This window comes from Pseudonocardia sp. NPDC049154, from assembly GCF_040648315.1.
GTDB lineage: Bacteria > Actinomycetota > Actinomycetes > Mycobacteriales > Pseudonocardiaceae > Pseudonocardia.
Genome location: NZ_JBEZDN010000005.1, coordinates 31,149 through 52,875 on the forward strand (window position 1 = coordinate 31,149; position 21,727 = coordinate 52,875).

The window sequence follows — 21,727 nt, forward strand, 5'->3', positions numbered from 1 at the left end:
GATCGGCTGCGATCAGGACATCTGTCGGTAGAGCCCGCCGTCGACCCGCTGGATCGTGCCGGTGACGAACCGGGACGCCGAGGTGGCGAGGTAGAGCGCGGGTCCCACATAGTCCTCGGGCACGCCCATCCGGCCGAGCGGCATGTCGCGGGTGGACTCGGCGCGCATCTCGTCGCTCCACGCGGCGGCGATGTCGGTGTCCACCGGGCCCGGGAGCAGGGCGTTCGCCCGCACGGTGGGTCCGTAGGCGTCGGCGAGGGCGACGGTGAGCGCGTTCAGCCCGGCCTTGGCGCAGGCGTAGACGATCTCCCGGCCGCTCGGGCGCAGCGAGCCGACGGTGCTCACGTTGATGATCGAGCCGCCGTCGCCCGCCTTCATCAGCTCGGCGATCCGGATCGAGAGCCGGAACGGGCCCTTGAGGTTCACCGCGGAGACCTTGTCGTAGTAGGCCTCGTCGATCTCCGCGAGCGACGGGTAGTGCGGGGACATCCCGGCGTTGTTGACCAGGACGTCGCAGCGGCCGAACTCGGCGGCGACGGTGCCCGCCAGCCGGTCGCAGTCCGCCCAGGAGGCGGCGTGGAAGGCGATCGGCAGCGCGCGGACGCCGTGCACCTCGCGGACCTCGGCGGCGACCGCCTCGCAGGCCTCGAGCTTGCGGCTGGCGACGACCACGTGGGCGCCCTCGGCCGCGAACCCGTCGACGAGTGCGCGGCCGATCCCGCGGCTGCCGCCGGTGACCACCGCGACCTTTCCTGCGAGTTCGTCCATCAACGGGCTCCCGCCGGGCGGTACGGCGTCCATGCCGGCAGCGTCACAGCGACCTCAATCGTCTAGCGGAGTGACAGTGACCGACATAGTGGTCGGGCAGGGACGAACCCGTCAAGGGTGAGGAGAGAGACGCTCTCAGGTAAGGGCGTCGAGGGCGCGCGCGACGAAGTCGGCAGCGTCGTCCACGCCGCCCGAGCGGACCCAGGCCATCCATCCCATGGTGGCCGCGGTGACCGTGGCCGATGCCCGCACCCACGGCGCCAGGTCGCCCGCGGTCGCGCCCGCGCGCCGGGCCCACTCGTCGCCGACCGACGGGTCGAGGAAGGAGTCCCCGACCATCCGGGCCCACACGTTCGGGGTGTCGAGGAACAGCCTGCCCAGCGCCAGCGCGACCGGTCGGTTCGCCACCGGCACGTGGGAGGTCGCCATGAGCGCCGCGCGAAGTGCCTCGGCCGGGTCCTCCGAGGGCGGTCGGTCCCGGTACGCGGTGACGAGATCGGCGTTCATCCTGTGCCAGTACCGAGTGAGCGCCTCCTCCTTGGTGGCGAAGTAGCGGAAGAAGGAACGCTGCGACATCTTCGCGGCCGCGGCGATGTCGTCGACCGACACGGCCTCGTAGCCGTGGGCGAGGAACAGCTGCACAGCGACGCGGGCGATGTCGTCCTTCATCAGTCGCCTGCGACGGGTCACCAGGTCCTCGTCGGCGTCCGCGGTCGAGGAGGGCACGGGGAGGCCCGGGTTCATCCGTCCACACTACAGCGGCCGCCGTTCGTGTCATGACCCGCCACCTGCCCTCGGCACGCTCCCGGCGGCTAGAAGCATAATCATCTATCTGTTAAAGTCGCGTGTTCCGGTGGGTGTGGCCGGCCTCTCGAGCACCGGCGGTCCACGGACCGTGCAGCTCCGGCGCTGACCCGCGACCGGACTGACGAGTGAGAACGAGGAGTACATGAACGCGGATCGGTTCCCCGTCGAAGCGGGACACGTACTGATGTTCAAGCGGGCGATCGGCGACCCCGCGGCCGAGGCGGGCGCGGACACCGAGGGCCAGGTCTACGCCCCGCCCACGTTCGTCCAGGCCGTGGCGCAGTTCGAGGTCGGGCACCGGCTACGGCCGGGCGCCGGGAAGTGGTTCGGTTCGGCGAGCGGCACGGGCGAGCTGCCCGCCGGCGGCGCCGGCCTGCACGCCGAGCAGAGCTACGTCTACCACCGCCCGGTGAAGGTGGGCGACGTGCTGTCGGCCACCGAGCGGGCCGGGGAGACCTGGAAGAAGGAGGGTCGCTCGGGCACCCTCACGTTCACCGAGCAGATCACCGAGTACCGGGACGCCGCGGGGGAGCTCGTGGTGACCGCGCGCTCCGTCAGCGTGCTCCGCACCGCTCGTCAGGAGGCCTGATGACCACCACCGCACCGTCCCTGCCCGCCGTCGGCGAGGAGCGCACCCTGGTCGTCGTCGACGACCTCACGCGCACCCGGCTCGTGCAGTACGCCGGTGTGTCCGGCGACTACAACCCGCTGCACACCGACGAGATCTTCGCCCGCGACGTCGCCGGTTACCCCGGTGTCTTCGCCCACGGGATGCTGACCATGGGCCTGACCTCCCGGGTCGTCACCGAGTGGGTCGGCGAGGAGCGGCTGACCGAGTTCGGGGTGCGCTTCGCGGCGCAGGTCTGGCCCGGGGACACGCTCACCGCCACCGCCACCGTGGAGTCCGTCGAGGCCGGCGTGGCGAGGTTCGGGATCACCACCGTGAACCAGAAGGGCGAGGCCGTGATCAAGGGCTGGGCGACCGCCCGCCTCGCGGACTGACCCCTCCCCCTGGACCGGGCGCCGAGGAGCGGCAATGGATTTCGCGTTCAGCGAGGAGCAGCGGGAGCTGGGCACGGTCGTCCGGTCCCTGCTCACGGAGCTCTGGGACGAGACCGAGGTGCGCAGGCTCGCCGCCACCGAGCTCGGGTGGGATCCCGCGCTCGTGCGGCGCTGCGCGACCGAGGTCGGCATCCAGGGCATGGCCGTGCCCGAGCGGTTCGGGGGTGCCGGGTACGGCGTCGTCGAGCTCGGGGTGATCTTCACCGAGCTCGGCCGTGCGCTGGTCGGCGGCCCGTTCCTGGCCTCGGTCGGGCTGGCCACCCCCGCGATCCTGGCGTCGGCGGACGACCACGCGGCGGCGGACCTGCTCCCCGGGCTCGCGGCGGGGGAGACCGTCGCGACCCTGGCACTGGTCGAGGAGTCCGGCTCCTGGGACCCGACCGCGGTCACCAGCACCGCGCGCGCCGCGGAGGAGGGCTGGGTGCTCGAGGGCACCAAGGAGTACGTGCTCGACGGCGCCTCGGCGGACCTGCTCCTGGTCGTCGCGGCCGGGCCGAGCGGACCGGGCCTCTTCGCGGTCGACGTCGCGACGGCCGCGGACACCCTCGACCGCACGCCCCTGAACGTGGTGGACCCGACCCGCAAGCAGGCCCGGATCACCTTGCGGGACACTCCGGCCCGGCTCGTCGGCACCGAGGGCGGCGCCGCCGAGCCCGTCCGGCAGGCGCTGCGGATCGGCGCGGTGCTGTTGGCCGCCGAGCAGGTCGGTGGGGCGGAGCGGGTGCTGGAGATCTCGGTGGAGTACGCCAAGGTCCGCGAGCAGTTCGGGCGCGCGATCGGCTCGTTCCAGGCGATCAAGCACAAGTGCGCGGACATGCTGCTGCGCATCGAGGCGGCCCGGTCGGCCTCGGCGTACGCACTGTGGGCGGCCGACCGGAGCCCCGAGAACCTCCCGCAGGCCGCGGCGATCGCGAAGTCCTACTGCTCGGAGGCCTTCTCCTTCTGCGCCGGGCAGAACCTGCAGATCCATGGCGGCATGGGCTTCACCTGGGAGCACTCGGCCCACCTCTACCTGCGCCGGGCGAAGACGGGGGAGTCCCTGCTGGGCTCGCCGAGGGAGCACCGGGCCGCGCTCGCGGGTCTGGCGGGGATCGGGTGAACGTCGAGCGGACCTGGAACGCGCAGGTCGTCGCCGCGCACCGGGAGCTCCCCGCCGCCGTCGTCGGGCCCGGGCGGACATGGTCGGGCGCCGAGCTGCTGGGTCGGGCCGCGGCCTACGCCGCGTGGCTCGAGAGGCTCGACGTGCCGCACGGCACCGCCGTCCCGGTCCTGGTCGGCCGCACCGGGGGCGAGGCGATGGCCGCGACCCTCGGCGGGGCCGCCGCCGGGCGCCCGCTCGCCGCGCTCGGGCCGCGCCTCACGGTGCACGAGCTCGCGCCCGTGGTGAAGGGCCTCGACTCCCCGCTGATCATCGGCGACGCCCGCACGATCGAGGCCGCGGAGCGGGTGGCCGCCGAGACCGGCGTGCGGGCCGTCGCGCTGCCGGACCTCGATCCGATCGGCACCCCGCTGGCCACGCCGCCGCCCGAGGCGGTCGCGCTCGTCCTGCACACGTCCGGGACGACGGGGCTGCCCAAGCCCGTGCCGTTCCGCCAGGACCGGCTGTTCGCGCGGGTCCGCACCAACGCCGGCCTGCTCGGGCTCGGACCCGGCAACCTGTACGCGTCGCTGTCCCCCTGGCACCACATCGCGGGGCTGGGGAACATCGCCGTCGCGATGGGGGCGGGCGCCACCGTCGCGGAGACCGAGTCCTTCAGCGTCGCCGAGTGGGCGCGGATCCGAGGGCTGGGCCCCACACACGTGCTGATGGTCCCGACCATGATCGAGATGGTGCTCGGGGAGGGCCTGCTCACCACGCCGGGCCTGCGCGCCCTGCAGTACGGCGGCGCACCGATCCACGTGGACACCCTGCGCCGGGTGCTGGAGGCGCTGCCCGAGGCGGACCTGATCAACATGTTCGGGCAGACCGAGGGCAGCCCGATCACCTGCCTGCTGCCCGAGGACCACCGGCGGGCCGCGCGGGAGCCCCACCTGCTCAAGTCGGTCGGTCGCGCGGCCCCCGGCGTCGAGCTGCGGCTCGACGCGCAGCACCCCCGAGACCGGGGTCGGCGAGGTCTGGGCCCGCGGCGACCATCTCATGATCGGCGACGCGGAGGGCTGGCTGCACAGCGGCGACCTCGGCCACCTCGACCAGGAGGGCTACCTCTTCCTGTCCGGCCGCAAGGCGGACAAGATCGTCCGCGGCGGGGAGAATGTGTTCCCGGTCGAGGTCGAGGACGTGCTGGTCACGCACCCCGCCGTCGCCGAGATCGGGGTCGTGGGCGTGCCGGACGCGCGGCTCGGGGAGACCGTGGCCGCGTTCGTCGTGCCCGCGGACCCGGCCAACCCACCGGAGCCGGAGGTGCTGCGCGCCTACGCCCGCGAGCGGCTGTCCGGCTTCAAGGTGCCCGCGGTCTGGCACACGGTTGCGGCGCTGCCGCGCAATGCGTCGGGCAAGGTGCTGCGCCGGCTGCTGACCGCGGAGGACAGATGACCGACCGGGTCCTGCTCACTGTCTCCGACGCCGGGGTCGCCGACGTCCGGCTGAACCGCCCCGACAAGCTCAACGCCGTCGACGACGCCATGTACGAGGCCCTGCTCACCACGTGGGCCGAGCTGCACGCCCGCACGGACGTGCGCGTCGTCGTGCTGTCGGGGGAGGGCCGCGGGTTCTGCGCGGGCCTGGACCTCGGCGCGTTCGCGGCCATGGCCGACGGGCGGGCCTTCCGCCGCGCGGACGCCGACGAGTGGGCCGCGGGCTTCGACCTCGGCGAGCTGCCCGCCGGCCTCACCCGCGGCCAACGCGTGGTGCTCGGCCTTCGGAACCTGCCCATCCCGGTGGTCGCGGCCCTGCACGGGCCCGCGCTCGGCGCCGGCCTGCAGATCGCGCTCGGCGCCCACGTCCGGATCGTCGCGCCGTCCGCGAGGCTCGGCCAGCTCGAGATGGAGTGGGGCCTCACGCCGGACATGGCGGGCACCCAGCTGCTGCCCCGCCTGGTCGGCGCCGACGTGGCCACCGAGCTCGTCCTCTCCGCCCGCATGGTCTCCGGCGAGGAGGCCGTGCGGATCGGGCTGGCCACGCGGACAGCCGACGATCCGCAGGCCGCCGCGCACGAGCTGGCCGCGGTGATCGCCTCCCGGAGTCCCTCGGCCGTGCGGGCCGCGCTGTGCATGCTGCACACCGACGACCTCGCCGCCGGGCTCACCGAGGAGGGCAGCTTCATGAAGGCCAACGTCGGGAGCCCGGACCAGCGCGCCGCCGCCGAGGCGAGGCTGGCGGCGCGCCGGCGCTCACCGCCCAGGTAGCGCTCTGCTCGATCTCGGCCATTCGCTCGCCCGCCTCCGCGGCCGTGCAGGGACAGCTCGATCCGGACGTGACGCAGCAGGTAGACCCGGTCGGCCACCCGCGGCACCTTGCTCACCGGGCCCAGGCTGAGCTCGTCGGCGAGCAGCAGTGCGGGGTCCCGGGCTCGAGCCCGGCCGAGGGTGAGCATCTGCTGCTCACCCCCGGACGGCAGCCCCGCGCGGGTGTCGAGCTTGTCCGAGAGCTCCGGGAACAGCTCGAGGACCCGCTCGATCGACGGGCTCGGGGGAGGCGAGCACGAGCTTCCCGTCCTTCACGGTGTTGAGGTACACGTTGTGGTTCGACACCTGCGGGAAGTTGGCCGGGCCGGCTGCGGTCGGTGTCCACGGCTTCTGTACCAGCATCGGGATGTCCCTGGCCGCGTTCAGCGCCTCCGTCAGGGTCCCGGCGTCGATGGTCTGCTTGTCCTTCAGCAGGGTCGGCAGCACGGTGACCGCTGGCCAGGGGACGAGCGCGTTCGGGAACGGCTTCGCCGGGTCGGCGGCGGCGTTGCCCGCCTGGAACTCCGCGGCGATGTCGTCCGCCATCACCTTGGTCTCGGGGTCGGCGGCGGCGGACCGCAGTGACAGGGTTGCGGTGCCGATCGTCATCCGGCTGGTCTGGGCCGCGGGTAGCGAGGCCAGGTCGCCCTCGGTGATGCCGCCGGTGTTGAGCAGCCACCGGATCTGCAGGGCGGACTGGTCGGCGGCCCGGATCGTGTGGACGATCATCTGCTGCGGGAATGCGATGATCGACGCCTCGGCGCCCGACGACTGGATGCCTGCCACGAAGGGCGCGTAGTCGGCGGTGCTCGACGGGATCTTGGCCGTGCCCGCCACGGTCGGCCCCAGCTTGGTCGCCAGGCCGGTCAGCGTGGACAGGGTGGTGCCGGGCGAAGGCGACGGCCTTGTTCGGGTCCGCCTCGTCGTTGCAGTGCACGAGCTGCAGCGGGCGCCCGTTGATGCCGCCGCGGTCCTTGACGCCGCGGACCGCCGCGTCGGCGACCGCGATCCGGTCGGGGGCACTGTAGAGGTTGGTGCCGGTCGGAGCGATCTAGCCGATCTTGATCGGCTCGCCGGTCAGTCCGCCCGTGGCAGAGCTGTCGGCGGCGGACCCCGCCGCCGCACGCGTGAGGGCCGGGGCACCGATCGCGAGCGCGCACACCAGCGATCTGAGCCGGGTTCTACGCATTGGGGTCCTGCTCGTCGAGGGTGGGGGGAGAGCGGGTCCCGGTCACGCGGGTGTGCTGTCGGGGGTGCGACCCCGAGGTCGGCGCGCCGCACGGCGGGATCGGCCGCGACCTCGGCCGGGGTCCCGGTGGCGATCTGGTGGGCCGAAGTCGAGCACGGTGATCCGGTCGCAGGTGGCCATGACCGGCGACATGTCGTGCTCCACGAGCAGCACGCAGAGCCCGAGCTCGCCCGCCGGCCTACGGACGAGCCGGGTGAGCTCGGCCCGTCACGAGCTCGTCGAGGCCCGCGGCGGGCTCGTCGAGCAGCACGACCGACGGCCCGCCCGCCAGCCGCCGGGCGATCGCGATGAGCCGGCGTCGGCCGAACGCCGTAGCGCAGGGTGACCAGGGCCTGCGGGATGATCAGCACGCCCAGCGTGGCGATCATCCGGGCCAGCGGCGACGACGTTCGCAGCGGCCACATGATCAGCAGGTGCACAGCGGCGCCGAGGATCGCCCGGCGGCCACCGCAATCAGCACGACGGGCACGGTGGGCAGCCCGGACGCCTCGGCGAGGTCGGAGTAGACGAACGCGCCGACGAGCGCGAGCCCGCCGTGGGCGATCCGGCACGGGCGCATCGTTGCTCCCTCGGGGACGAATCAGCAGGAACAGAAATCACATGACCTGGTCCAAGCTGTCGACCCTGGCAGTGGCTGCCGGAGGTGCCGTGATGCCCTGCCCGAACGCCGGCCGACCCCTGGTCCGGCGGGGGACCAGGGGCGTGTCGGGGTGGCGGGCGGCCAACCGGGCCGCCCAGAGGGGACGGGTCAGACGGGGCGGCTCAGACGGGGCGGGGCTCCCGCGGCATGCCGAGCAGGCGCTCGGCGATGATGTTGCGCTGCACCTGCGCCGTGCCGCCGTAGATCGTCTCGGCGCGGGAGAGCAGGTAGGCGCGCTGGACGGGATCGAGCTCGTAGTCCGGCCCGGTGGCGGTCACGTCGTCCGCCATCGCCTCGGTGGCCCGCTCCAGCAGCTTCTGGTGTTCGACGGCCTGGAAGAGCTTCGCCGTGGTGGACTGCGGCCCGGGCTGCTCACCCGCCGCCAGCTCGCCCAGCGTGCGCTCGGTGGTGGCGCGCATGAGCCGCACCGCGATCCACGAGTCGACCAGCCGGTCCCGCAGGCCGGCGGGCAGCCGCCGCTCCCGGGCCAGCTCCAGGGTGGCCTGGATCTCCCGCTCGTAGCCGAGCTGGACCGGCATGAGCACCGAACCGCGCTCCACCGCCAGCGCACCCATCGCGACCCGCCAGCCCTCGTCGACGGGCCCGACGACGTTCTCCTTCGCGGTGCGGGCACCGTCGAAGAAGACCTCGCAGAACTCCGCCGCGCCCGCCATGTTGCGGATCGGCCGGACGTCGATGCCCGGCTGGTCCCGCGGCACCATGATCAGCGAGAGTCCCTTGTGCCGCTTGGCCTCCGGGTCGGTGCGACACAGCACGTAGAACCAGTCGGCATACATGCCGAAGGTCATCCAGATCTTCTGGCCGTCGAGCACCCACTCGTCGCCCTCGAGTCGGGCCCGGGTGCGCAGCGAGGCCAGGTCGGAGCCCGCTTCCGGCTCGCTGAAGCCCTGTCCCCAGAACTCCTCGACCGCGCAGATCCGCGGCAGGAAGCGCTGCTTCTGCTCCTCGGTGCCGAACATCGCCAGCGTGGGGCCGAACAGCTCCATGCCGTGCACGCCCGCGCGGTAGGGCGCCCGCGCGCGAGCTAGCTCGGTGGTCAGCACCATGTCGTGCTCCGCGGAAGCGCCGCGTCCGCCCCAGGCCTCGGGCCAGGTGATGCCCTGCAGCCCGGCGGCGGCGACGACCTTCTCCCAGCGGACCCGGATGTCCCAGCCCTCGGCGTCGTCCGTGCTGCCGATGCCGAGGTGCTCGGCGAACTCGCCGGTGAGATGCTCGGCGAGCCAGCCGCGCAGGTCGGCGCGGAACTTCTCGGGGTCCGGGTCGATGGCCAGGCGTGTGTCGCTCATCGGGCTCCTCCGCTCAGGCCGAGTGCATCGGCGAGGCGTTCGCGGTGCGCGGCGGGCGTGCCGAACAGGGACTCGGACGCCTTGGCGCGCTTGAAGTACAGGTGGGCGGGGTGCTCCCAGGTGAACCCGATCCCGCCGTGCACCTGGATGCACGTCGCGGTGGCCGCGGTGGCGGTCTCGGAGCAGAACACCTTTGCCGCGCCGGCGGTCAGCGCCAGCTCGGGATCGTCGGTGTCCAGGGCCAGCAGCCCGGCGTAGGCCGCGGACCGGGCTGTCTCGACGGCCGTCAGCACGTCGGCGCAGAGGTGCTTGATCGCCTGGAAGGAGCCGATCGCACGCCCGTACTGGTAGCGGGTCTGCGAGTACTCGACCGCCAGCTCCAGGGCGCGGGCGGCGACGCCGACCTGCTCGGCGGCCAGGTGGATCGCGCCGGTGGCCAGCAGCCGCTCGACGGCCGCGCGGCCCGCGGACACCTCGCCGAGCAGCCGGGCGGGGGCGCCCGCCAGCTCGACCCGGGCCTGCTTGCGGGTCTGGTCGAGCGTGGGCTCGGGGGTGAGGGTCACCCCGTCGGCCCTCGTCTCGACGACGAACAGTGCGGGCCCGTCGGCGGTGCGGGCGGCCACGACCAGCAGCGCGGCCGCGGCCGCGTCCACCACGTGGATCTTGGTGCCGGTGATCGTCCAGTCCGCACCGGAGCGCTCGGCGGCGGTGGCGACGTCGTCGGCGGACCAGCCGCCCGGGACGTCCAGCACCGCGACCGCGCCGACTGCGCCCTGCTCGGCGAGCTGGGGAAGGAGCTCCTTGCGGGCTGCCTCGTCGCCCGCCGCGCGGATCGCCTCGGCGGCCAGCGCGGTGGACAGCAGCGGGCCGCCGAACACCGCGCGCCCGGCCTCCTCCAGCACCAGGCCGAGCTCGACGTGCCCGAACCCGGCCCCGCCGAACTCCTCCGGCACGGCCATGCCCTGCAGGCACAGCTGTTCGGCCATCTGCCGCCAGAGGGCCGGGTCGTAGCCCTGCGCGGTGTCCATCTGCCTGCGGACCTCGGCCTCGTCGGACCGGTCGGCGAAGAAGCCGCGCACGACGGTGCGCAGCTCCCGTTGTTCGGCGGTCAGGGTGACAGCCATGGGCGTCCCTCCACGTTGGGGGTGGACCCCGGACGGGCCGGGGTGAGGTCAGGAGGTGGCGGGGCGCGGTTCGCGCGGCAGGCCCAACACCGACTCGGCCAGGATGTTGCGCTGCACTTCGGAGGTGCCCGCGTAGATCGTGCCCGCGCGGGCGTTGAGGTAGCTCCCGAGCCACGTGCCGGTCTCCGGCGGCGCGCCCGGGTCGTCGGTCCGGAAGGCGCGCAGCGGCAGCCGTCCGCTCAGCACCTGCAGCCGCATGCCCTCGAGCTCCAGCGCGAGATCGGTGGCGCGCTGGTGGTACTCGCTCCAGTACAGCTTGGACACCGAGGACTCGGGGCCGGGCGCGTTGCCCGCCAGGTAGCCGGTGAGCACGCGGTAGCCGAGGAACCGCATGATCTCCACCTCGCAGTAGAGCTGCGCGAGCCGGTCCGCGACGACCGGGTCGCCGATCCGGCCGGTGTCGCGGGCCAGCTCGACGAGCCGGTCGAACTCGGCGCGGAAGAGGATCGGGTTGGTGGCCGCCTCGTCCCCGCGCTCGAAGCCCAGCAGGGTCTGGGCCACCTTCCAGCCGCCGTGCACCGGCCCGACGACGTTCGCACTCGCCGTGCGCGCGTCGTCGAAGAAGACCTCGTTGAACTCGCTCTCGCCGGTGGCCGAGCGGATCGGCCGCACCTCGACGCCCGGCTGGTCCATCGGGACCAGCAGGAACGAGATGCCGCGGTGCTTGGGCGCCGCCGGGTCCGTGCGGGCCAGCACGAAGATCCAGTTCGCCCGCTGGGCCTGCGAGGTCCAGATCTTCTGCCCGTTGAGCACCCACTCGTCGCCGTCGCGCACCGCGCGGGTGGACAGCGAGGCGAGGTCCGAGCCGGAGCCCGGCTCGGAGTAGCCCTGGCACCAGCGGTCCTCGCCGGACAGGATACGCGGCAGGAAGTGGCTCTTCTGCTCGTCGGAGCCCCAGAGCAGCAGGGTGTTGCCGACCATCTTCACGCCGAAGGTGTCGTTGTGCCCGCCGACGGGGACACCCGCCTTCGCGAGCTCCTCCACGAGCACCACCTGGTGCAGCTTGGTGAGCCCCCGGGCGCCGTACTCCTCAGGCCAGGTCACGCCGAGCAGCCGTCGGCGCGCCAACACGTCCCGCCAGCGGGCGACGAACGCGTCGGCCTCCTTGGGGTCGGTCAGCGCGCCCAGCCCGCGCCAGACCCCGGGGAGCTCCTCGGCGAGGATGGCGCGGACCTCGGCGCGGAACTCCTCGGCCTCCGGGGGGTAGTCCAGGTTCACGGCGCGGACCTCGTCACTGAGTCGCTGTCAGGGAGTCGATGGCGGGACGCCAGATCCGGGGTTCGTGCTTGTAGGGGGCGTAGAAGCTGAACCGGTCGACGAGCCCGCCGAAGCGCGCCCGTACCGCGTCGCCGAGCCGGTCCGGCTCCGCGACCACGGCGAAGGTGTGCAGGATCTCGTCGTCGACCAGCTCGCCCATCCGCTGCCAGCGATCCTCGGACTCACTGCGGGACAGGGTGTTCAGCTCGTCGCCGAGGTGCTCCCAGCCGTGCAGCTCCAGCACCGGGCGGTAGGCGGGCGTGCTGCCGTAGAAGGCGATCTGCCTGCGGGTGCCGCGCACGGCCTCCGCAATCTCCTCCTCGGTCCGGCCGGTCACGACCAGCCCCTGCAGGCTGATCGAGAAGCCCTCGGCGGACCGGCCCACCGACTCCCGGGCGGCCTGCACCGCGGGCAGCGTGCGCTCCCGCAGGTACCGCTCGGTGGTGAACGGGTGGGGCATCAGCCCGTCGCACACCTCGCCCGCCACGCGGGTCATGTGCTCCCCGACGGCGGCGAGGTAGACCGTCGGCGGGCCCGCCTCGCTGGGCTCCGGCGAGAAGAACGACGTCATCAGGGTGTGGGTGTAGAAGTCGCCCCGGAAGTCCAGCTTGGCGCCGGTGTTCCAGGCGTCCCAGATGGCATGCAGCGCGGAGACGTACTCCTTCATACGCGCGGCGGGCCTGCCCCAGGGCATGCCGAACCGGCGTTCGATGTGGGCCTTGACCTGGCTGCCCAGACCGAGCAGGAACCGACCGCCGGTGAGCACCTGCAGGTCGTGCGCGGTCTGGGCCAGGGTCATCGGACTGCGCGCGAAGGCGACGGCAACGGCCGTCCCGAGCTGCACGCCCTGGGCGGCGGCGGCGGCGCTGACCAGCGGCAGGAAGGGATCGTGGCGGGACTCGGTGCTCCACACCCCGTCATATCCGTCCGCCACGGCCGCGCGGGTCTCGTCGGCGACGCCGACGAGCGTCCGCCCGTCCGTGGTCAGCTTGGTGTCGACCTTCATCGGTGTCTGCTCCGACCGCCGTCAGCGACTGAGGATGGTGACCGCCGAGGCCCCGGGGGCCCCGTAGAGGTGGGTGTACCCGACATCGGGGTTCCCCTCCACCTGGCGGTCGCCCGCCTGGCCGCGCAGCTGCAGCACGGTCTCGTAGATCTGCCGCAGGCCCGACGCCCCGATGGGCTCGCCGTTGGCGATCAGGCCGCCGTCGGTGTTGACCGGGAGCCTGCCCCCGATCTCGGTGGCGCCCTCGGCGATCCACTTCTCCTGGTCGCCGTCGGCGCAGAAGCCGTTCTCCGCCATGTGGATCAGCTCGGAGCCGGCGTCGGTGTCCTGCAGCTGGGCCACCTTCACGTCCTCCGGGCCGATGCCCGCCCGCTCGTAGGCCGCCTTCGCGGCGTCCACCGTGGGGCTGGGTGCGGTCTCCAGCGGCAGGGACGGGCTCTGCAGCTCGAACGCGCCGGTCCGGCGGCTGCGCAGCTCGGCGGCGCGCACGTAGACCGGGGTCGAGGTGAACTGGCGGGCGATGTCCCCGCGGGCGAGCACGACCGCCGCCGCGCCCTCGCACGGGTTGCAGTACATGTAGCGGGTCAGCGGGTAGTTGACGACGGCGGCGTCCCGGATCTCCTCCATCGAGACGGGCTTGCGCCGCCAGGCGTGCGGGGTGCGCGCGCCGTTGGCCAGGTTCTTCGCCGCGACGGCCGCCAGGCTCTCCTTCGAGATGCCGTGCAGCCCCATGTACCGGTTGATCTTGGTGCCGAAGAAGTGCGTGGTGAGGAACAGGCCGGTCTGGCCGTACCACTGGGGCAGCCCGACGACGGACGGGTCGGCGGCGAACGCCCCGCGCGGGTGCTTGTCGAAGCCGATCGCCATCGCCACGTCCGCCTCGCCGTTGCGCACGGCGGCGGCGGCCATCTGCAGCGAGGTGCCGCCGGTGGCGCAGCCGTTGAACACCCCGCGCACCGGGATGCCGGTCAGGCCCAGCCACCCGGTGATCGCGTCCGGGTTGGACACCTCGTAGCTGCCCACGAACGCGGTCTGCACGCGGGACCACTCGGTGCCGGCGTCCGTGAGGGCGTAGCGCGCGGCGTCGGCGCCCATCTCGAGGGCGAGCTTGTCGCCGTGCCTGCCGAAGGGGTGCAGCCCCACCCCGATGATCGCGACGTCGATGTCACTCATGCCTGCTCCTCCTGCTCGGAGCTCACGGGGGCGAACGCGTAGGTCAGCACCTCGGTGCCGTCCTGCCGGGTGGTGTAGGGGACCACCACGACCTCCATCTCCATGCCGATGCGCAGCTTGGCCGGGTCCGGCTCGGTGAACCGGCCCTGGACCAGCAGCTCGCCCGGCAGCTCGACGTAGCCGAGCGCGTAGGGCTGGAAGGTCTCGGCGGTGTCCGCCCCGTCGTACGGGGGCGACGGCGGCCGGAACTGCTGCGTGGTGAAGGCCCACAGCGTGCCGCGGCGGGAGAGCAGCCTGCGGTCGTCGCCGGGCCGGGCGGGGAAGGACAGGACGCCGTCGCGCTCGGACGCGATCAGTTGCGGCTCGTCCGACGGCCAGGTGAACAGATCATCGGTGACCGGCACCTGCACGGTGACACCTCCAGCTCGAAAGTTGAGACACGCTGTCATCTCACTGTTTCACCTCGGTCGCGTCGAGTACAGCGTCGCGATCCCCCACGACCGAACCGGGCCTCGCCAACGACCCCGCTATACGTTTAGCATATTTACCTGATGAACACTTCAGACGGCGACGCCGCGGTCTCGGGGGGCGGCCCGCTCGCCGGCCTCACGGTCGTCGCGATCGAGCAGGCGGTCTCGGCGCCGATGTGCAGCCGCACGCTGGGTGATCTGGGCGCTCGCGTCGTCAAGATCGAGAACCCGCGCACCGGGGACTTCGCCCGGCACTACGACGACGTGGTCCACGGCCAGTCCGCCCACTTCGCCTGGCTCAACCGGAACAAGGAGTCCCTGGCCCTGGACGTCAAGTCCGAGAAGGGGCAAGAGGTCCTGCACCGGCTGCTGGCGCGGGCGGACGTGCTGGTGTCCAACCTGGCGCCCGGCGCGACCACCCGGCTCGGGATCGACGCGGACCAGCTGGCCGCGCGGCACCCGCACCTGGTGGCCGTCGAGATCAGCGGCTACGGCACCGGTGGTCCGCTGTCCCACAAGCGGGCCTACGACCTGTTGGTCCAGGCCGAGTCCGGGGCGTGCGCGATCACCGGCTGGGAGGGCAGCCCCGCCAAGCCGGGCCCCCCGATGGCGGACGCGTGCACCGGGCTCTACGGCGTGATCACCGTGTTGGCCGCGCTGCAGGACCGGGGCCGCACCGGCCGCGGCACCACCGCAGCCGTCAGCCTGTTCGACACCATGGCCGAGCTGATGGGCTACGCGCTGACCTACACCCGCTACTCCGGGGAGGAGCAGCAGCCGGTCGGGATGGGGTCGCCCGCGGTGGCGCCCTACAGCGCGTACCCGACCAAGGACGGCCACACCGTCGTCCTCGGCACCACGAACGACGCCGAGTGGCAGCGGCTCGTCGCGACCATGGGCCGACCCGACCTGGCCGAGTCGGAGCCGCTGCGGCGCAACCCCGACCGGGTCGCCCGGCGCGCCGAGGTCGATGAGGCCGTGGGCGCGTGGGTCGCGCAGCTCACCGCGGACGAGGTGCAGGAGGCGGCGGACGCGGCGGGGATCGGGAACTCTCGGTACAACACCCCCGCCCAGGTCGTCGCGCACCCGCACCTCGCCGCCCGCGACCGCTGGCGGGAGATCGACTCGCCGGGCGGGCCGGTCACCTCCCTGCTGCCGCCGCCGATCATCCGCGGCCACGAGCCCCGCATGGGCGCACTGCCGGCGATCGGGGAGCACACCGACGCAGTCCTGGCCGACCTCGGCTACCGCGAGGCCGACCGCGCCGCCCTGCACGCGGCAGGTGTGGTCGGCGCCCCCGCCGCGACCCCCTCACGAGGAGCATGAGATGCAGACCGACGACCTGAAGGACGTCCTCGCCGCGGTGCGGGACTTCGTGCGCACGGAGGTCGTGCCGCTCGAGGAGCAGATCGACGAGCGCAACGAGATTCCCGCCGAGATCGTCGAGGCCTGCAAGAAGATGGGCCTCTACGGGTTCACCATCCCCGAGGAGTACGGCGGCCTCGGGCTCACCGCATCGGAGGAGGTGCAGCTGGTCTTCGAGCTCGGTTGGACCACTCCCGCGCTGCGCTCACTGTTCGGCACCAACAACGGCATCGCCGGGCACGTGCTGCTCGAGGGCGGCACCGACGAGCAGAAGGCCGAGTGGTTGCCCAAGCTGGCGAGCGGCGAGGTCACGGCGAGCTTCGGGCTCACCGAGGCGGACGCGGGCTCGGACCCGTCGAGCCTGACCACCACCGCGCGCCGGGACGGCGACGGCTGGGTGATCAACGGGTCGAAGCGCTACATCACGAACTCGCCGGTGGCGGACGTGATCATGGTCTTCGCCCGCACCAACCCGGACGCACCGGGCAACCGCGGCATCTCCACGTTCCTGGTGCCGCGAGAGACCCCGGGCCTGTCCATCGGGCCCAAGGACCACAAGATGGGCCAGTTCGGCGCCTGGACCGCCGACGTGTACCTCGACGACGTGCGCGTCCCCGCGTCCGCCGTGATCGGCGGCGAGGGAGGCGTGGACAACGGCTTCCGGATCGCGGCCCGGTGCCTCGCGCACGGCCGCGTGCACATCGCCGCGCTCTGCGTCGGCATGGCGGCCCGCCTGGTCGAGGAGTCCGTCGAGTTCGCCAGGACCCGCGAGGCGGGCGGCAAGCCGATCGCCACGTTCCAGCTGGTCCAGGGCCTGATCGCCGACTCGGTGACGGATCACCTGGCCGGTCGTGCGCTGGTGGTCGAGACCGCGCGGGCGTTCGACGCGGGCACGGACACGATCGCCGGGCCGTCGGCGGCCAAGTACTTCTGCTCCGAGATGGTCGGCCGCGTCGCCGACCGCGCGGTGCAGGTCCACGGCGGCGCGGGCTACATGCGCGGGGTCGCCGTGGAGCGCTTCTACCGGGACGCGCGGTTGTTCCGGATCTACGAGGGCACGAGCCAGATCCAGCAGGTCATCATCGCCCGCTCGGCGCTTGGTCCCGCCGCCCGGGCCTGACACGGAAGGAATGCTCTCGATGGGTGCCGAGGACGGAGTGGTTCGGGCTCCAGAACTCCCCGACGAGCTCAAGGTTCGCTACGACCTGGAGTTCCGCTCGATCCCGGACGTCGTCCGGGTCAACGCGACACGGTTCGCCGAGGACGAGGCGATCGTCGAGGGGCCGCTGCGGTGGACCTTCGCCGACCTCGACGCGCAGCTGGTGCGCGGAGTGCGGGCCATGATCGCGGCCGGTGTGGAGCCGGGCGACCGGATCGGCCTGTGGGCGCCGAACTCGGCGCTGTGGGTGCTCGCCGCCCTCTCGATCCAGGGCGCGGGCGGGGTGCTCGTCCCGCTCAACACCCGCTTCAAGGGCGACGAGGCCGCCTTCGTGCTGGAGGCGAGCCAGGCCCGCGGGATCGTCACGGTCACCGACTTCCTGGGCCTGGACCTGCTGGGCTCGCTGCGCGAGGCGGCCCCGCACCTCGCGGAGCTGCACACGGTGGTCCTCTCGGGCGCGGTGCCCGAGGGTGCCCAGAGCTGGGAGGACTTCGCCGCCACCGGCGAGTCCGTCCCGGCGGCGGAGGCCGAGGCGCGGATCGCCGCGGTCTCCGGGGACGACCTGTCGGACATCATGTTCACCTCCGGCACCACCGGCAGGCCGAAGGGCGTGATGCTCACCCACGCCCAGTCGCTGCGGGCGCACGGCTGGTACACGAAGGTCCTGACGTTCGGCCGGGGCGACCGCTACCTGATCGTCCCGCCGTTCTTCCACACGTTCGGCTACAAGGCCGGCTGGATGGGCTGCCTGGTGCACGGCACCGCGATCCACCCGGTCGCCACGTTCCACCCCGAGGAGGTGGCGCGCCGGGTGGTCGACGAGGACATCAACATCCTCCTCGGGCCGCCCGCCCTGTTCAACGACATGCTGGCCTGGCAGAAGCGGACGGGCGAGCGGCTCGCGCTGCGGGTCGTGATGATCTCGGCGGCGTCCGTGCCGCCCGAGCTGATGCGCCGGGTCGTCGACGAGATGAGCGTAGAGGTGCTGGTCAGCTCGTACGGGATGACCGAGAACACCTCGCTGGCCACCACCACCTACCCGGGCGTGGACGCGTTCGAGGACGTGGTGTCCACCGTGGGTCGGGCCGTGCTGGACGTCGAGCTCAAGGTCGTCGACGAGAAGGGCGAGCCGGTGCCCCCGGGGACCGCGGGCGAGCTGCTGACCCGCGGCTACAACGTGACGAGGGGGTACTGGCAGGACCCGGCGGCCACGGCCGCCGCGATCGACGAGGACGGCTGGCTGCACACCGGCGACGTCGTGGTCATGGACGAGCGCGGATACGTGCGGATCACCGACCGCAAGAAGGACATGTACATCAGCGGCGGCTTCAACGTCTACCCGGCGGAGGTCGAGCTGATCCTCGGCGGGCACCCGGACGTCGCGGCCATCGCCGTCGTCGGGGTGCCGGACACGCGCATGGGCGAGACCGGCGCGGCGTTCGTGGTGCCGCGCGACGGCGCGACGATCGACCCCGACGGGTTCCGCGCCTGGGCGCGCGAGCACATCGCGAACTTCAAGGTGCCGCGCTACGTCGTGGTCACCGACGAGCTGCCGCGCAACGCGAGCATGAAGGTGACCAAGAACCTCCTGCGCGAGCGGGCGGAGCGGCTGGTGACCGAGCGATGACCGACCCGCGATGAGCACCGAACCCGCAGCGTGGCGGGACCGGAGCCTCCCCGAGGTGGGTCGGCGGGTGCGGGTCCCGAAGATGGCGGAGATCGTCGCCGACTACGTGCGCAGACAGATCGTGCGCGGCGAGCTGCGCGGCGGTGACGCGCTGCCGCGGGAGGCCACGCTGCTGGCCCGGTTCGACGTGTCGCGGCCGACCCTGCGCGAGGCCTTCCGGGTGCTGGAGTCCGAGGGGCTGATCGTCGTGCGGCGAGGGGCCAACGGCGGGGCGAAGGTCCAGGAGCCGGACCCGGCCCTCGCTGCGCGCCAGGCCGGGCTGATCCTGCAGCATCGCGGGACCACCCTGGCCGACGTCGACGAGGCGCGGATCGTGCTGGAGCCGCAGGCAGTGGGGCTGCTGGCCGAACGGGCCGACGCCGAGTCGGTGGCGCGGCTGCGTGCGGCGCTCGCGGGGCACGACGCCGCGGCCCACGAACCACTGCGGTCGATCCGCGTCCACGTCGCGTTCCACTCCCTGCTCGTGGAGCTCGCCGGGAACCGGACCCTCGAGCTGCTCGCGCGACTGCTCGAGCAGATCGTCGACCAGGCGAACGTCGAGCAGGTGGCGTCGACCGTGGGCACTCCCGCGCACGCCCGGGCGAGCCGCAAGGGCTTCTCCGCGCACCACCTCGTCGTCGACCTGATCGAGGCGGGGGAGCGGGAGGCCGCCGCGGGCCTGTGGCGGCGTCACCTCGTCGAGGCCCGCGCATACCTGGAGCGCCCACACGTGACGACGGTGCTCGACCTCATGGCGTGACCGGCGGCCGTGCACGTATTGTGCCATGGTCAGTCAGGATGATAGCATCTCTCATGATTTGCCCGTCGGTGTCGACGCGCGCCCCGACGGGACCCACCACCGCAGGAGGGACCCCTCATGGCTCTGATCGAGAACTCGGTCGGCGAGCTCCCGTACCGGCTCCTGGACTTCGACCAGCACTCCATCGAGGCGGAGGACTGCTTCACGCGGTTCATGCCGAAGGACAGGCTGCACACCGCGGTCTACCCGATCCGCAACGCCGAGGGCCGCAAGGTCCTACTGGCCAACGACCGGATCGTCACCGCGCTCGAGCACGACCTGGACCAGGCCTACGTCCCCGGTTCGCTCGTGGAGATGCTGAAGGCGCGCTCGTCGGGCAACGCGACGGACGCGGAGCGGTTCTACGAGCCGATCCAGCAGGAGTACGTCGACAAGAAGGCCCGGCTGGTCCAGCTCACCGAGCAGCAGATCGAGCGGGCGATCATGTACCCCGGTGGGTGGGGGCTGTTCGTCTGGGCCTACCTCAAGGGGAACGTGCTCTTCGACAACCTGACCTCGTTCAACCGCTGGATCGACGAGGACTGGGGGTTCAACACCGAGGACCGGATCTACGCGCCCGCCCTGCTCTCGCTCGACGACCTCGACCGGGCCTGCGCGGAGCTCGACCGGGTGCTGGCCGCGGGCGCGCGGTTCGTCATGCTGCCTCCCGGCCCGGTCGACGGCCGGTCGCCGGGAGACCCCTACTTCGACCCGTTCTGGGCCCGGGTCAACGAGGCCGGCGTGGTCGTGGCGTACCACATCACCGAGTACCACTACCAGGAGAACGTGGCCTCACACTGGGGCTGGGGCCTGGTCCCGCCGTTCCAGTTCTCGGCGTGGCAGTGGCAGAACACCTACGGCGAGCGGCCGATCACCGACACGCTCTCGGCGTTGATCTTCGACAACCTGTTCGGGCGGTTCCCGAACATCAAGGTGCTGGTCAGCGAGTACGGGGCCGAGTGGGTGCCGCACTTCATCCGGCACATGGACAAGAGCCGGGGCATGGGGCGCAACGGCCCGTGGCTGGGTGGGCAGCTCAAGGAGCGGCCGAGCACGGTGTTCAAGAACCACGTCCGCGTGGTCCCGTACCCGGAGGACGACACCATCAGTCTCGCCGACCGCCTCGGTGGCGTGGACGCGCTCGTGATGGGGTCGGACTGGCCGCACGCGGAGGGCCTGCGCGAGCCCGCGGACTTCTATCTCAAGGTCGAGGGGCTCGGTGAGGAGCAGCGGAGGCGCTTCCTGCGGGACAACGGCCTCGAGCTGCTCGGCGCGCGCTGATATGAAGAGTACCGCGGTCACTCCGCTGTCGAAGGAGACCGTCGCGCCGGAGGAGGTGGGCGTCGACCCGTACCGGCTCGACGTGCTGCTGCGCCGGATCCGCCTGGAGGTCGAGCACCACGGGCTGCCGTCCGCGCAGGTCGCGGTCGCCCGCTCCGGACGGCTCGTCGCCTCGGAGACGTTCGGCGAGGGCGCACCCCGCTACCTCACGCAGTCGGTGGGGCGGACCGTGGTAGCCAGCGCGATCTGGAAGCTCATGGGCGAGGGCAGGGTCGACCCGGGGGAGCGGGTGGCGGACATCATCCCGGAGTTCGGCACCAACGGTAAGGAGGCCGTGACCCTCGCACACATGCTCACGCACTCCGCGGGCCTGGCCTTCGCCCCGTTGGGGTTCCCGAAGATGACCGACCGGGAGGCCCGGCTCGCCGCGTTCGCCAAGTGGCGCCTGGACGACCCGCCCGGCGAGGTGTTCCAGTACCACCTCACCTCCACGGCGTGGATCATCGCCGAGGTGGTCGAGCGACGGACCGGGCTCACCCTCGCGGAGTACCTCCGCCGCGAGATCGCCGAGCCGCTGGGCCTCGACCTCGCGCTCGGGCTGTCGGCGGAGGAGCAGATCGCGACGGTCGCGCCGATGGTCTGCACCGACGGGGACGGCAGCGAGGTCGACCCGTGGGGCCCGTGGTTCTTCCGGGAGCGGGCCGTCGTCGCGGCGGGGGAGCCCGCGCACACCGTGTGTGCGGGCGCCTCGGACATCGCGCTGCACTACCAGGCGCTGCTGCACTCGCCGCTGTGGTCGCGGGAGGCGATCGCGGAGGCGACCCGGCCGCACGTCACGGCGGTTCCCGCGGGCGATCCGCTCTACGGCGGCGGCACCAAGCCGACGTCGGTCGGGCTGTTCGTGGTCGTCCGCGGCGAGAACCCCGACGGCTGGATCCCCGCGACCGGCTCGCCGGAGACCTTCGGGCACGGCGGTTCGGCGTACCAGATCGGCTTCTGCGACCCGCGCAGCGGCCTGTCGTTCTGCGTGTTGAGCAACGGCTACCCGCAGAAGGGCTACGACCTCACCTCGCGCGGCGCGGCGACGATCACCAACTGGGCCAACCTCGGCGCCGACCTCACCTGAAGACCCCACCCACCACCGGCCGCC

At 72.6% G+C, this 21,727-nt stretch carries 22 protein-coding genes and 1 pseudogene; 12 read left to right on the plus strand and 11 right to left on the minus strand.

Annotated elements, in window-relative coordinates; genetic code table 11:
• Positions 1-12: 12 nt before the first annotated feature.
• Both AB0B41_RS04655 and AB0B41_RS04660 read right to left on the minus strand, forming a co-directional pair.
• Positions 13-801: a glucose 1-dehydrogenase gene (locus tag AB0B41_RS04655; RefSeq protein ID WP_358198943.1), complete on the minus strand. Its 789-nt coding sequence runs from the start codon at positions 799-801 to the stop codon at positions 13-15.
• A 102-nt stretch (positions 802-903) separates the two neighbouring features.
• Positions 904-1,512, minus strand: coding sequence for a helix-turn-helix domain-containing protein (locus AB0B41_RS04660; protein ID WP_358198945.1), 609 nt, complete (start codon positions 1,510-1,512; stop codon positions 904-906).
• Positions 1,513-1,717: 205 nt separating this feature from the next.
• Here AB0B41_RS04660 and AB0B41_RS04665 point away from each other — a divergent pair, with 205 nt between their 5' ends.
• The 6 genes and pseudogenes from AB0B41_RS04665 to AB0B41_RS04690 all read left to right on the plus strand — a co-directional run bounded on the left by AB0B41_RS04665 (position 1,718) and on the right by AB0B41_RS04690 (position 5,982).
• Positions 1,718-2,164: a MaoC family dehydratase N-terminal domain-containing protein gene (locus AB0B41_RS04665; RefSeq protein ID WP_358198947.1), complete on the plus strand. Its 447-nt coding sequence runs from the start codon at positions 1,718-1,720 to the stop codon at positions 2,162-2,164.
• Entirely contained in the window at positions 2,164-2,577 is a 414-nt protein-coding gene (locus AB0B41_RS04670) for a MaoC/PaaZ C-terminal domain-containing protein (protein ID WP_358198949.1), read from the plus strand. Before AB0B41_RS04665 ends, AB0B41_RS04670 begins: the two co-directional genes overlap by 1 nt.
• Before the next feature lie 34 nt (positions 2,578-2,611).
• Entirely contained in the window at positions 2,612-3,736 is a 1,125-nt protein-coding gene (locus AB0B41_RS04675) for an acyl-CoA dehydrogenase family protein (protein ID WP_358198951.1), read from the plus strand.
• Positions 3,733-4,704: pseudogene (locus AB0B41_RS04680) on the plus strand (class I adenylate-forming enzyme family protein); the annotation flags it as partial. The gene AB0B41_RS04675 and the pseudogene AB0B41_RS04680, both read left to right, overlap by 4 nt.
• A 70-nt stretch (positions 4,705-4,774) precedes the next feature.
• Positions 4,775-5,170 (plus strand): fatty acid--CoA ligase family protein, encoded by a 396-nt coding sequence (locus AB0B41_RS04685; RefSeq protein WP_358199206.1) that lies wholly within the window; start codon positions 4,775-4,777, stop codon positions 5,168-5,170.
• Positions 5,167-5,982 (plus strand): enoyl-CoA hydratase-related protein, encoded by an 816-nt coding sequence (locus AB0B41_RS04690; protein ID WP_358199208.1) that lies wholly within the window; start codon positions 5,167-5,169, stop codon positions 5,980-5,982. The genes AB0B41_RS04685 and AB0B41_RS04690 overlap by 4 nt, the downstream gene beginning before the upstream one ends.
• Before the next feature lie 195 nt (positions 5,983-6,177).
• Here AB0B41_RS04690 and AB0B41_RS04695 read toward each other — a convergent pair whose 3' ends face one another.
• The 9 genes from AB0B41_RS04695 to AB0B41_RS04735 all read right to left on the minus strand — a co-directional run bounded on the left by AB0B41_RS04695 (position 6,178) and on the right by AB0B41_RS04735 (position 14,247).
• Positions 6,178-7,044 carry an ABC transporter substrate-binding protein gene (locus AB0B41_RS04695; protein ID WP_358198953.1) on the minus strand — a complete coding sequence of 289 codons (867 nt, stop codon included), beginning with the start codon at positions 7,042-7,044 and terminating at the stop codon, positions 6,178-6,180.
• Positions 7,045-7,098: 54 nt separating this feature from the next.
• Positions 7,099-7,674 (minus strand): hypothetical protein, encoded by a 576-nt coding sequence (locus AB0B41_RS04700; RefSeq protein WP_358199211.1) that lies wholly within the window; start codon positions 7,672-7,674, stop codon positions 7,099-7,101.
• 2 nt (positions 7,675-7,676) lie between these two features.
• Positions 7,677-7,829, minus strand: a complete 153-nt coding sequence (locus tag AB0B41_RS04705) for a hypothetical protein (protein WP_358198955.1) — start codon at positions 7,827-7,829, stop codon at positions 7,677-7,679.
• 203 nt (positions 7,830-8,032) lie between these two features.
• Positions 8,033-9,217, minus strand: coding sequence for an acyl-CoA dehydrogenase family protein (locus tag AB0B41_RS04710; protein ID WP_358198957.1), 1,185 nt, complete (start codon positions 9,215-9,217; stop codon positions 8,033-8,035).
• Positions 9,214-10,341 carry an acyl-CoA dehydrogenase family protein gene (locus tag AB0B41_RS04715; protein WP_358198959.1) on the minus strand — a complete coding sequence of 376 codons (1,128 nt, stop codon included), beginning with the start codon at positions 10,339-10,341 and terminating at the stop codon, positions 9,214-9,216. The genes AB0B41_RS04710 and AB0B41_RS04715 overlap by 4 nt, the downstream gene beginning before the upstream one ends.
• A 48-nt stretch (positions 10,342-10,389) precedes the next feature.
• Complete coding sequence (locus AB0B41_RS04720) at positions 10,390-11,619, minus strand: acyl-CoA dehydrogenase family protein (RefSeq protein ID WP_358198961.1); 1,230 nt, start codon at positions 11,617-11,619, stop codon at positions 10,390-10,392.
• A 13-nt stretch (positions 11,620-11,632) separates the two neighbouring features.
• On the minus strand, positions 11,633-12,664 hold the full coding sequence (locus tag AB0B41_RS04725; RefSeq protein WP_358198963.1) for a TIGR03617 family F420-dependent LLM class oxidoreductase: 1,032 nt from the start codon (positions 12,662-12,664) through the stop codon (positions 11,633-11,635).
• Positions 12,665-12,685: 21 nt separating this feature from the next.
• Positions 12,686-13,837 (minus strand): thiolase family protein, encoded by a 1,152-nt coding sequence (locus AB0B41_RS04730; protein WP_358198965.1) that lies wholly within the window; start codon positions 13,835-13,837, stop codon positions 12,686-12,688.
• Positions 13,834-14,247, minus strand: a complete 414-nt coding sequence (locus tag AB0B41_RS04735) for an OB-fold domain-containing protein (protein WP_358198967.1) — start codon at positions 14,245-14,247, stop codon at positions 13,834-13,836. Before AB0B41_RS04735 ends, AB0B41_RS04730 begins: the two co-directional genes overlap by 4 nt.
• Positions 14,248-14,388: 141 nt before the next feature.
• Here AB0B41_RS04735 and AB0B41_RS04740 point away from each other — a divergent pair, with 141 nt between their 5' ends.
• The 6 genes from AB0B41_RS04740 (at position 14,389) to AB0B41_RS04765 (ending at position 21,703) form a co-directional block, all read left to right on the plus strand.
• Entirely contained in the window at positions 14,389-15,633 is a 1,245-nt protein-coding gene (locus AB0B41_RS04740) for a CaiB/BaiF CoA-transferase family protein (RefSeq protein WP_358198969.1), read from the plus strand.
• Between the two features lies 1 nt (position 15,634).
• Positions 15,635-16,792, plus strand: coding sequence for an acyl-CoA dehydrogenase family protein (locus tag AB0B41_RS04745; RefSeq protein ID WP_358198971.1), 1,158 nt, complete (start codon positions 15,635-15,637; stop codon positions 16,790-16,792).
• A 19-nt stretch (positions 16,793-16,811) separates the two neighbouring features.
• Entirely contained in the window at positions 16,812-18,458 is a 1,647-nt protein-coding gene (locus tag AB0B41_RS04750; protein WP_358198973.1) for an AMP-binding protein, read from the plus strand.
• Positions 18,459-18,468: 10 nt separating this feature from the next.
• Positions 18,469-19,257, plus strand: a complete 789-nt coding sequence (locus tag AB0B41_RS04755) for an FCD domain-containing protein (protein ID WP_358198976.1) — start codon at positions 18,469-18,471, stop codon at positions 19,255-19,257.
• 117 nt (positions 19,258-19,374) lie between these two features.
• Positions 19,375-20,577: an amidohydrolase family protein gene (locus AB0B41_RS04760; RefSeq protein WP_358198978.1), complete on the plus strand. Its 1,203-nt coding sequence runs from the start codon at positions 19,375-19,377 to the stop codon at positions 20,575-20,577.
• Between the two features lies 1 nt (position 20,578).
• Entirely contained in the window at positions 20,579-21,703 is a 1,125-nt protein-coding gene (locus tag AB0B41_RS04765) for a serine hydrolase domain-containing protein (RefSeq protein WP_358198980.1), read from the plus strand.
• Positions 21,704-21,727: the final 24 nt, after the last annotated feature.

What these genes read in the sequence shown, in the direction of transcription:
- AB0B41_RS04655 (WP_358198943.1), bottom strand. Translation starts at nt 801, where the DNA reads ATGGACGCCGTACCGCCCGGCGGGAGCCCGTTGATGGACGAACTCGCA.
- AB0B41_RS04660 (WP_358198945.1), bottom strand. Translation starts at nt 1,512, where the DNA reads ATGAACCCGGGCCTCCCCGTGCCCTCCTCGACCGCGGACGCCGACGAG.
- AB0B41_RS04665 (WP_358198947.1), top strand. Translation starts at nt 1,718, where the DNA reads ATGAACGCGGATCGGTTCCCCGTCGAAGCGGGACACGTACTGATGTTC.
- AB0B41_RS04670 (WP_358198949.1), top strand. Translation starts at nt 2,164, where the DNA reads ATGACCACCACCGCACCGTCCCTGCCCGCCGTCGGCGAGGAGCGCACC.
- AB0B41_RS04675 (WP_358198951.1), top strand. Translation starts at nt 2,612, where the DNA reads ATGGATTTCGCGTTCAGCGAGGAGCAGCGGGAGCTGGGCACGGTCGTC.
- AB0B41_RS04685 (WP_358199206.1), top strand. Translation starts at nt 4,775, where the DNA reads ATGATCGGCGACGCGGAGGGCTGGCTGCACAGCGGCGACCTCGGCCAC.
- AB0B41_RS04690 (WP_358199208.1), top strand. Translation starts at nt 5,167, where the DNA reads ATGACCGACCGGGTCCTGCTCACTGTCTCCGACGCCGGGGTCGCCGAC.
- AB0B41_RS04700 (WP_358199211.1), bottom strand. Translation starts at nt 7,674, where the DNA reads ATGTGGCCGCTGCGAACGTCGTCGCCGCTGGCCCGGATGATCGCCACG.
- AB0B41_RS04705 (WP_358198955.1), bottom strand. Translation starts at nt 7,829, where the DNA reads ATGCGCCCGTGCCGGATCGCCCACGGCGGGCTCGCGCTCGTCGGCGCG.
- AB0B41_RS04710 (WP_358198957.1), bottom strand. Translation starts at nt 9,217, where the DNA reads ATGAGCGACACACGCCTGGCCATCGACCCGGACCCCGAGAAGTTCCGC.
- AB0B41_RS04715 (WP_358198959.1), bottom strand. Translation starts at nt 10,341, where the DNA reads ATGGCTGTCACCCTGACCGCCGAACAACGGGAGCTGCGCACCGTCGTG.
- AB0B41_RS04725 (WP_358198963.1), bottom strand. Translation starts at nt 12,664, where the DNA reads ATGAAGGTCGACACCAAGCTGACCACGGACGGGCGGACGCTCGTCGGC.
- AB0B41_RS04730 (WP_358198965.1), bottom strand. Translation starts at nt 13,837, where the DNA reads ATGAGTGACATCGACGTCGCGATCATCGGGGTGGGGCTGCACCCCTTC.
- AB0B41_RS04740 (WP_358198969.1), top strand. Translation starts at nt 14,389, where the DNA reads ATGAACACTTCAGACGGCGACGCCGCGGTCTCGGGGGGCGGCCCGCTC.
- AB0B41_RS04745 (WP_358198971.1), top strand. Translation starts at nt 15,635, where the DNA reads ATGCAGACCGACGACCTGAAGGACGTCCTCGCCGCGGTGCGGGACTTC.
- AB0B41_RS04750 (WP_358198973.1), top strand. Translation starts at nt 16,812, where the DNA reads ATGGGTGCCGAGGACGGAGTGGTTCGGGCTCCAGAACTCCCCGACGAG.
- AB0B41_RS04755 (WP_358198976.1), top strand. Translation starts at nt 18,469, where the DNA reads ATGAGCACCGAACCCGCAGCGTGGCGGGACCGGAGCCTCCCCGAGGTG.
- AB0B41_RS04760 (WP_358198978.1), top strand. Translation starts at nt 19,375, where the DNA reads ATGGCTCTGATCGAGAACTCGGTCGGCGAGCTCCCGTACCGGCTCCTG.
- AB0B41_RS04765 (WP_358198980.1), top strand. Translation starts at nt 20,579, where the DNA reads ATGAAGAGTACCGCGGTCACTCCGCTGTCGAAGGAGACCGTCGCGCCG.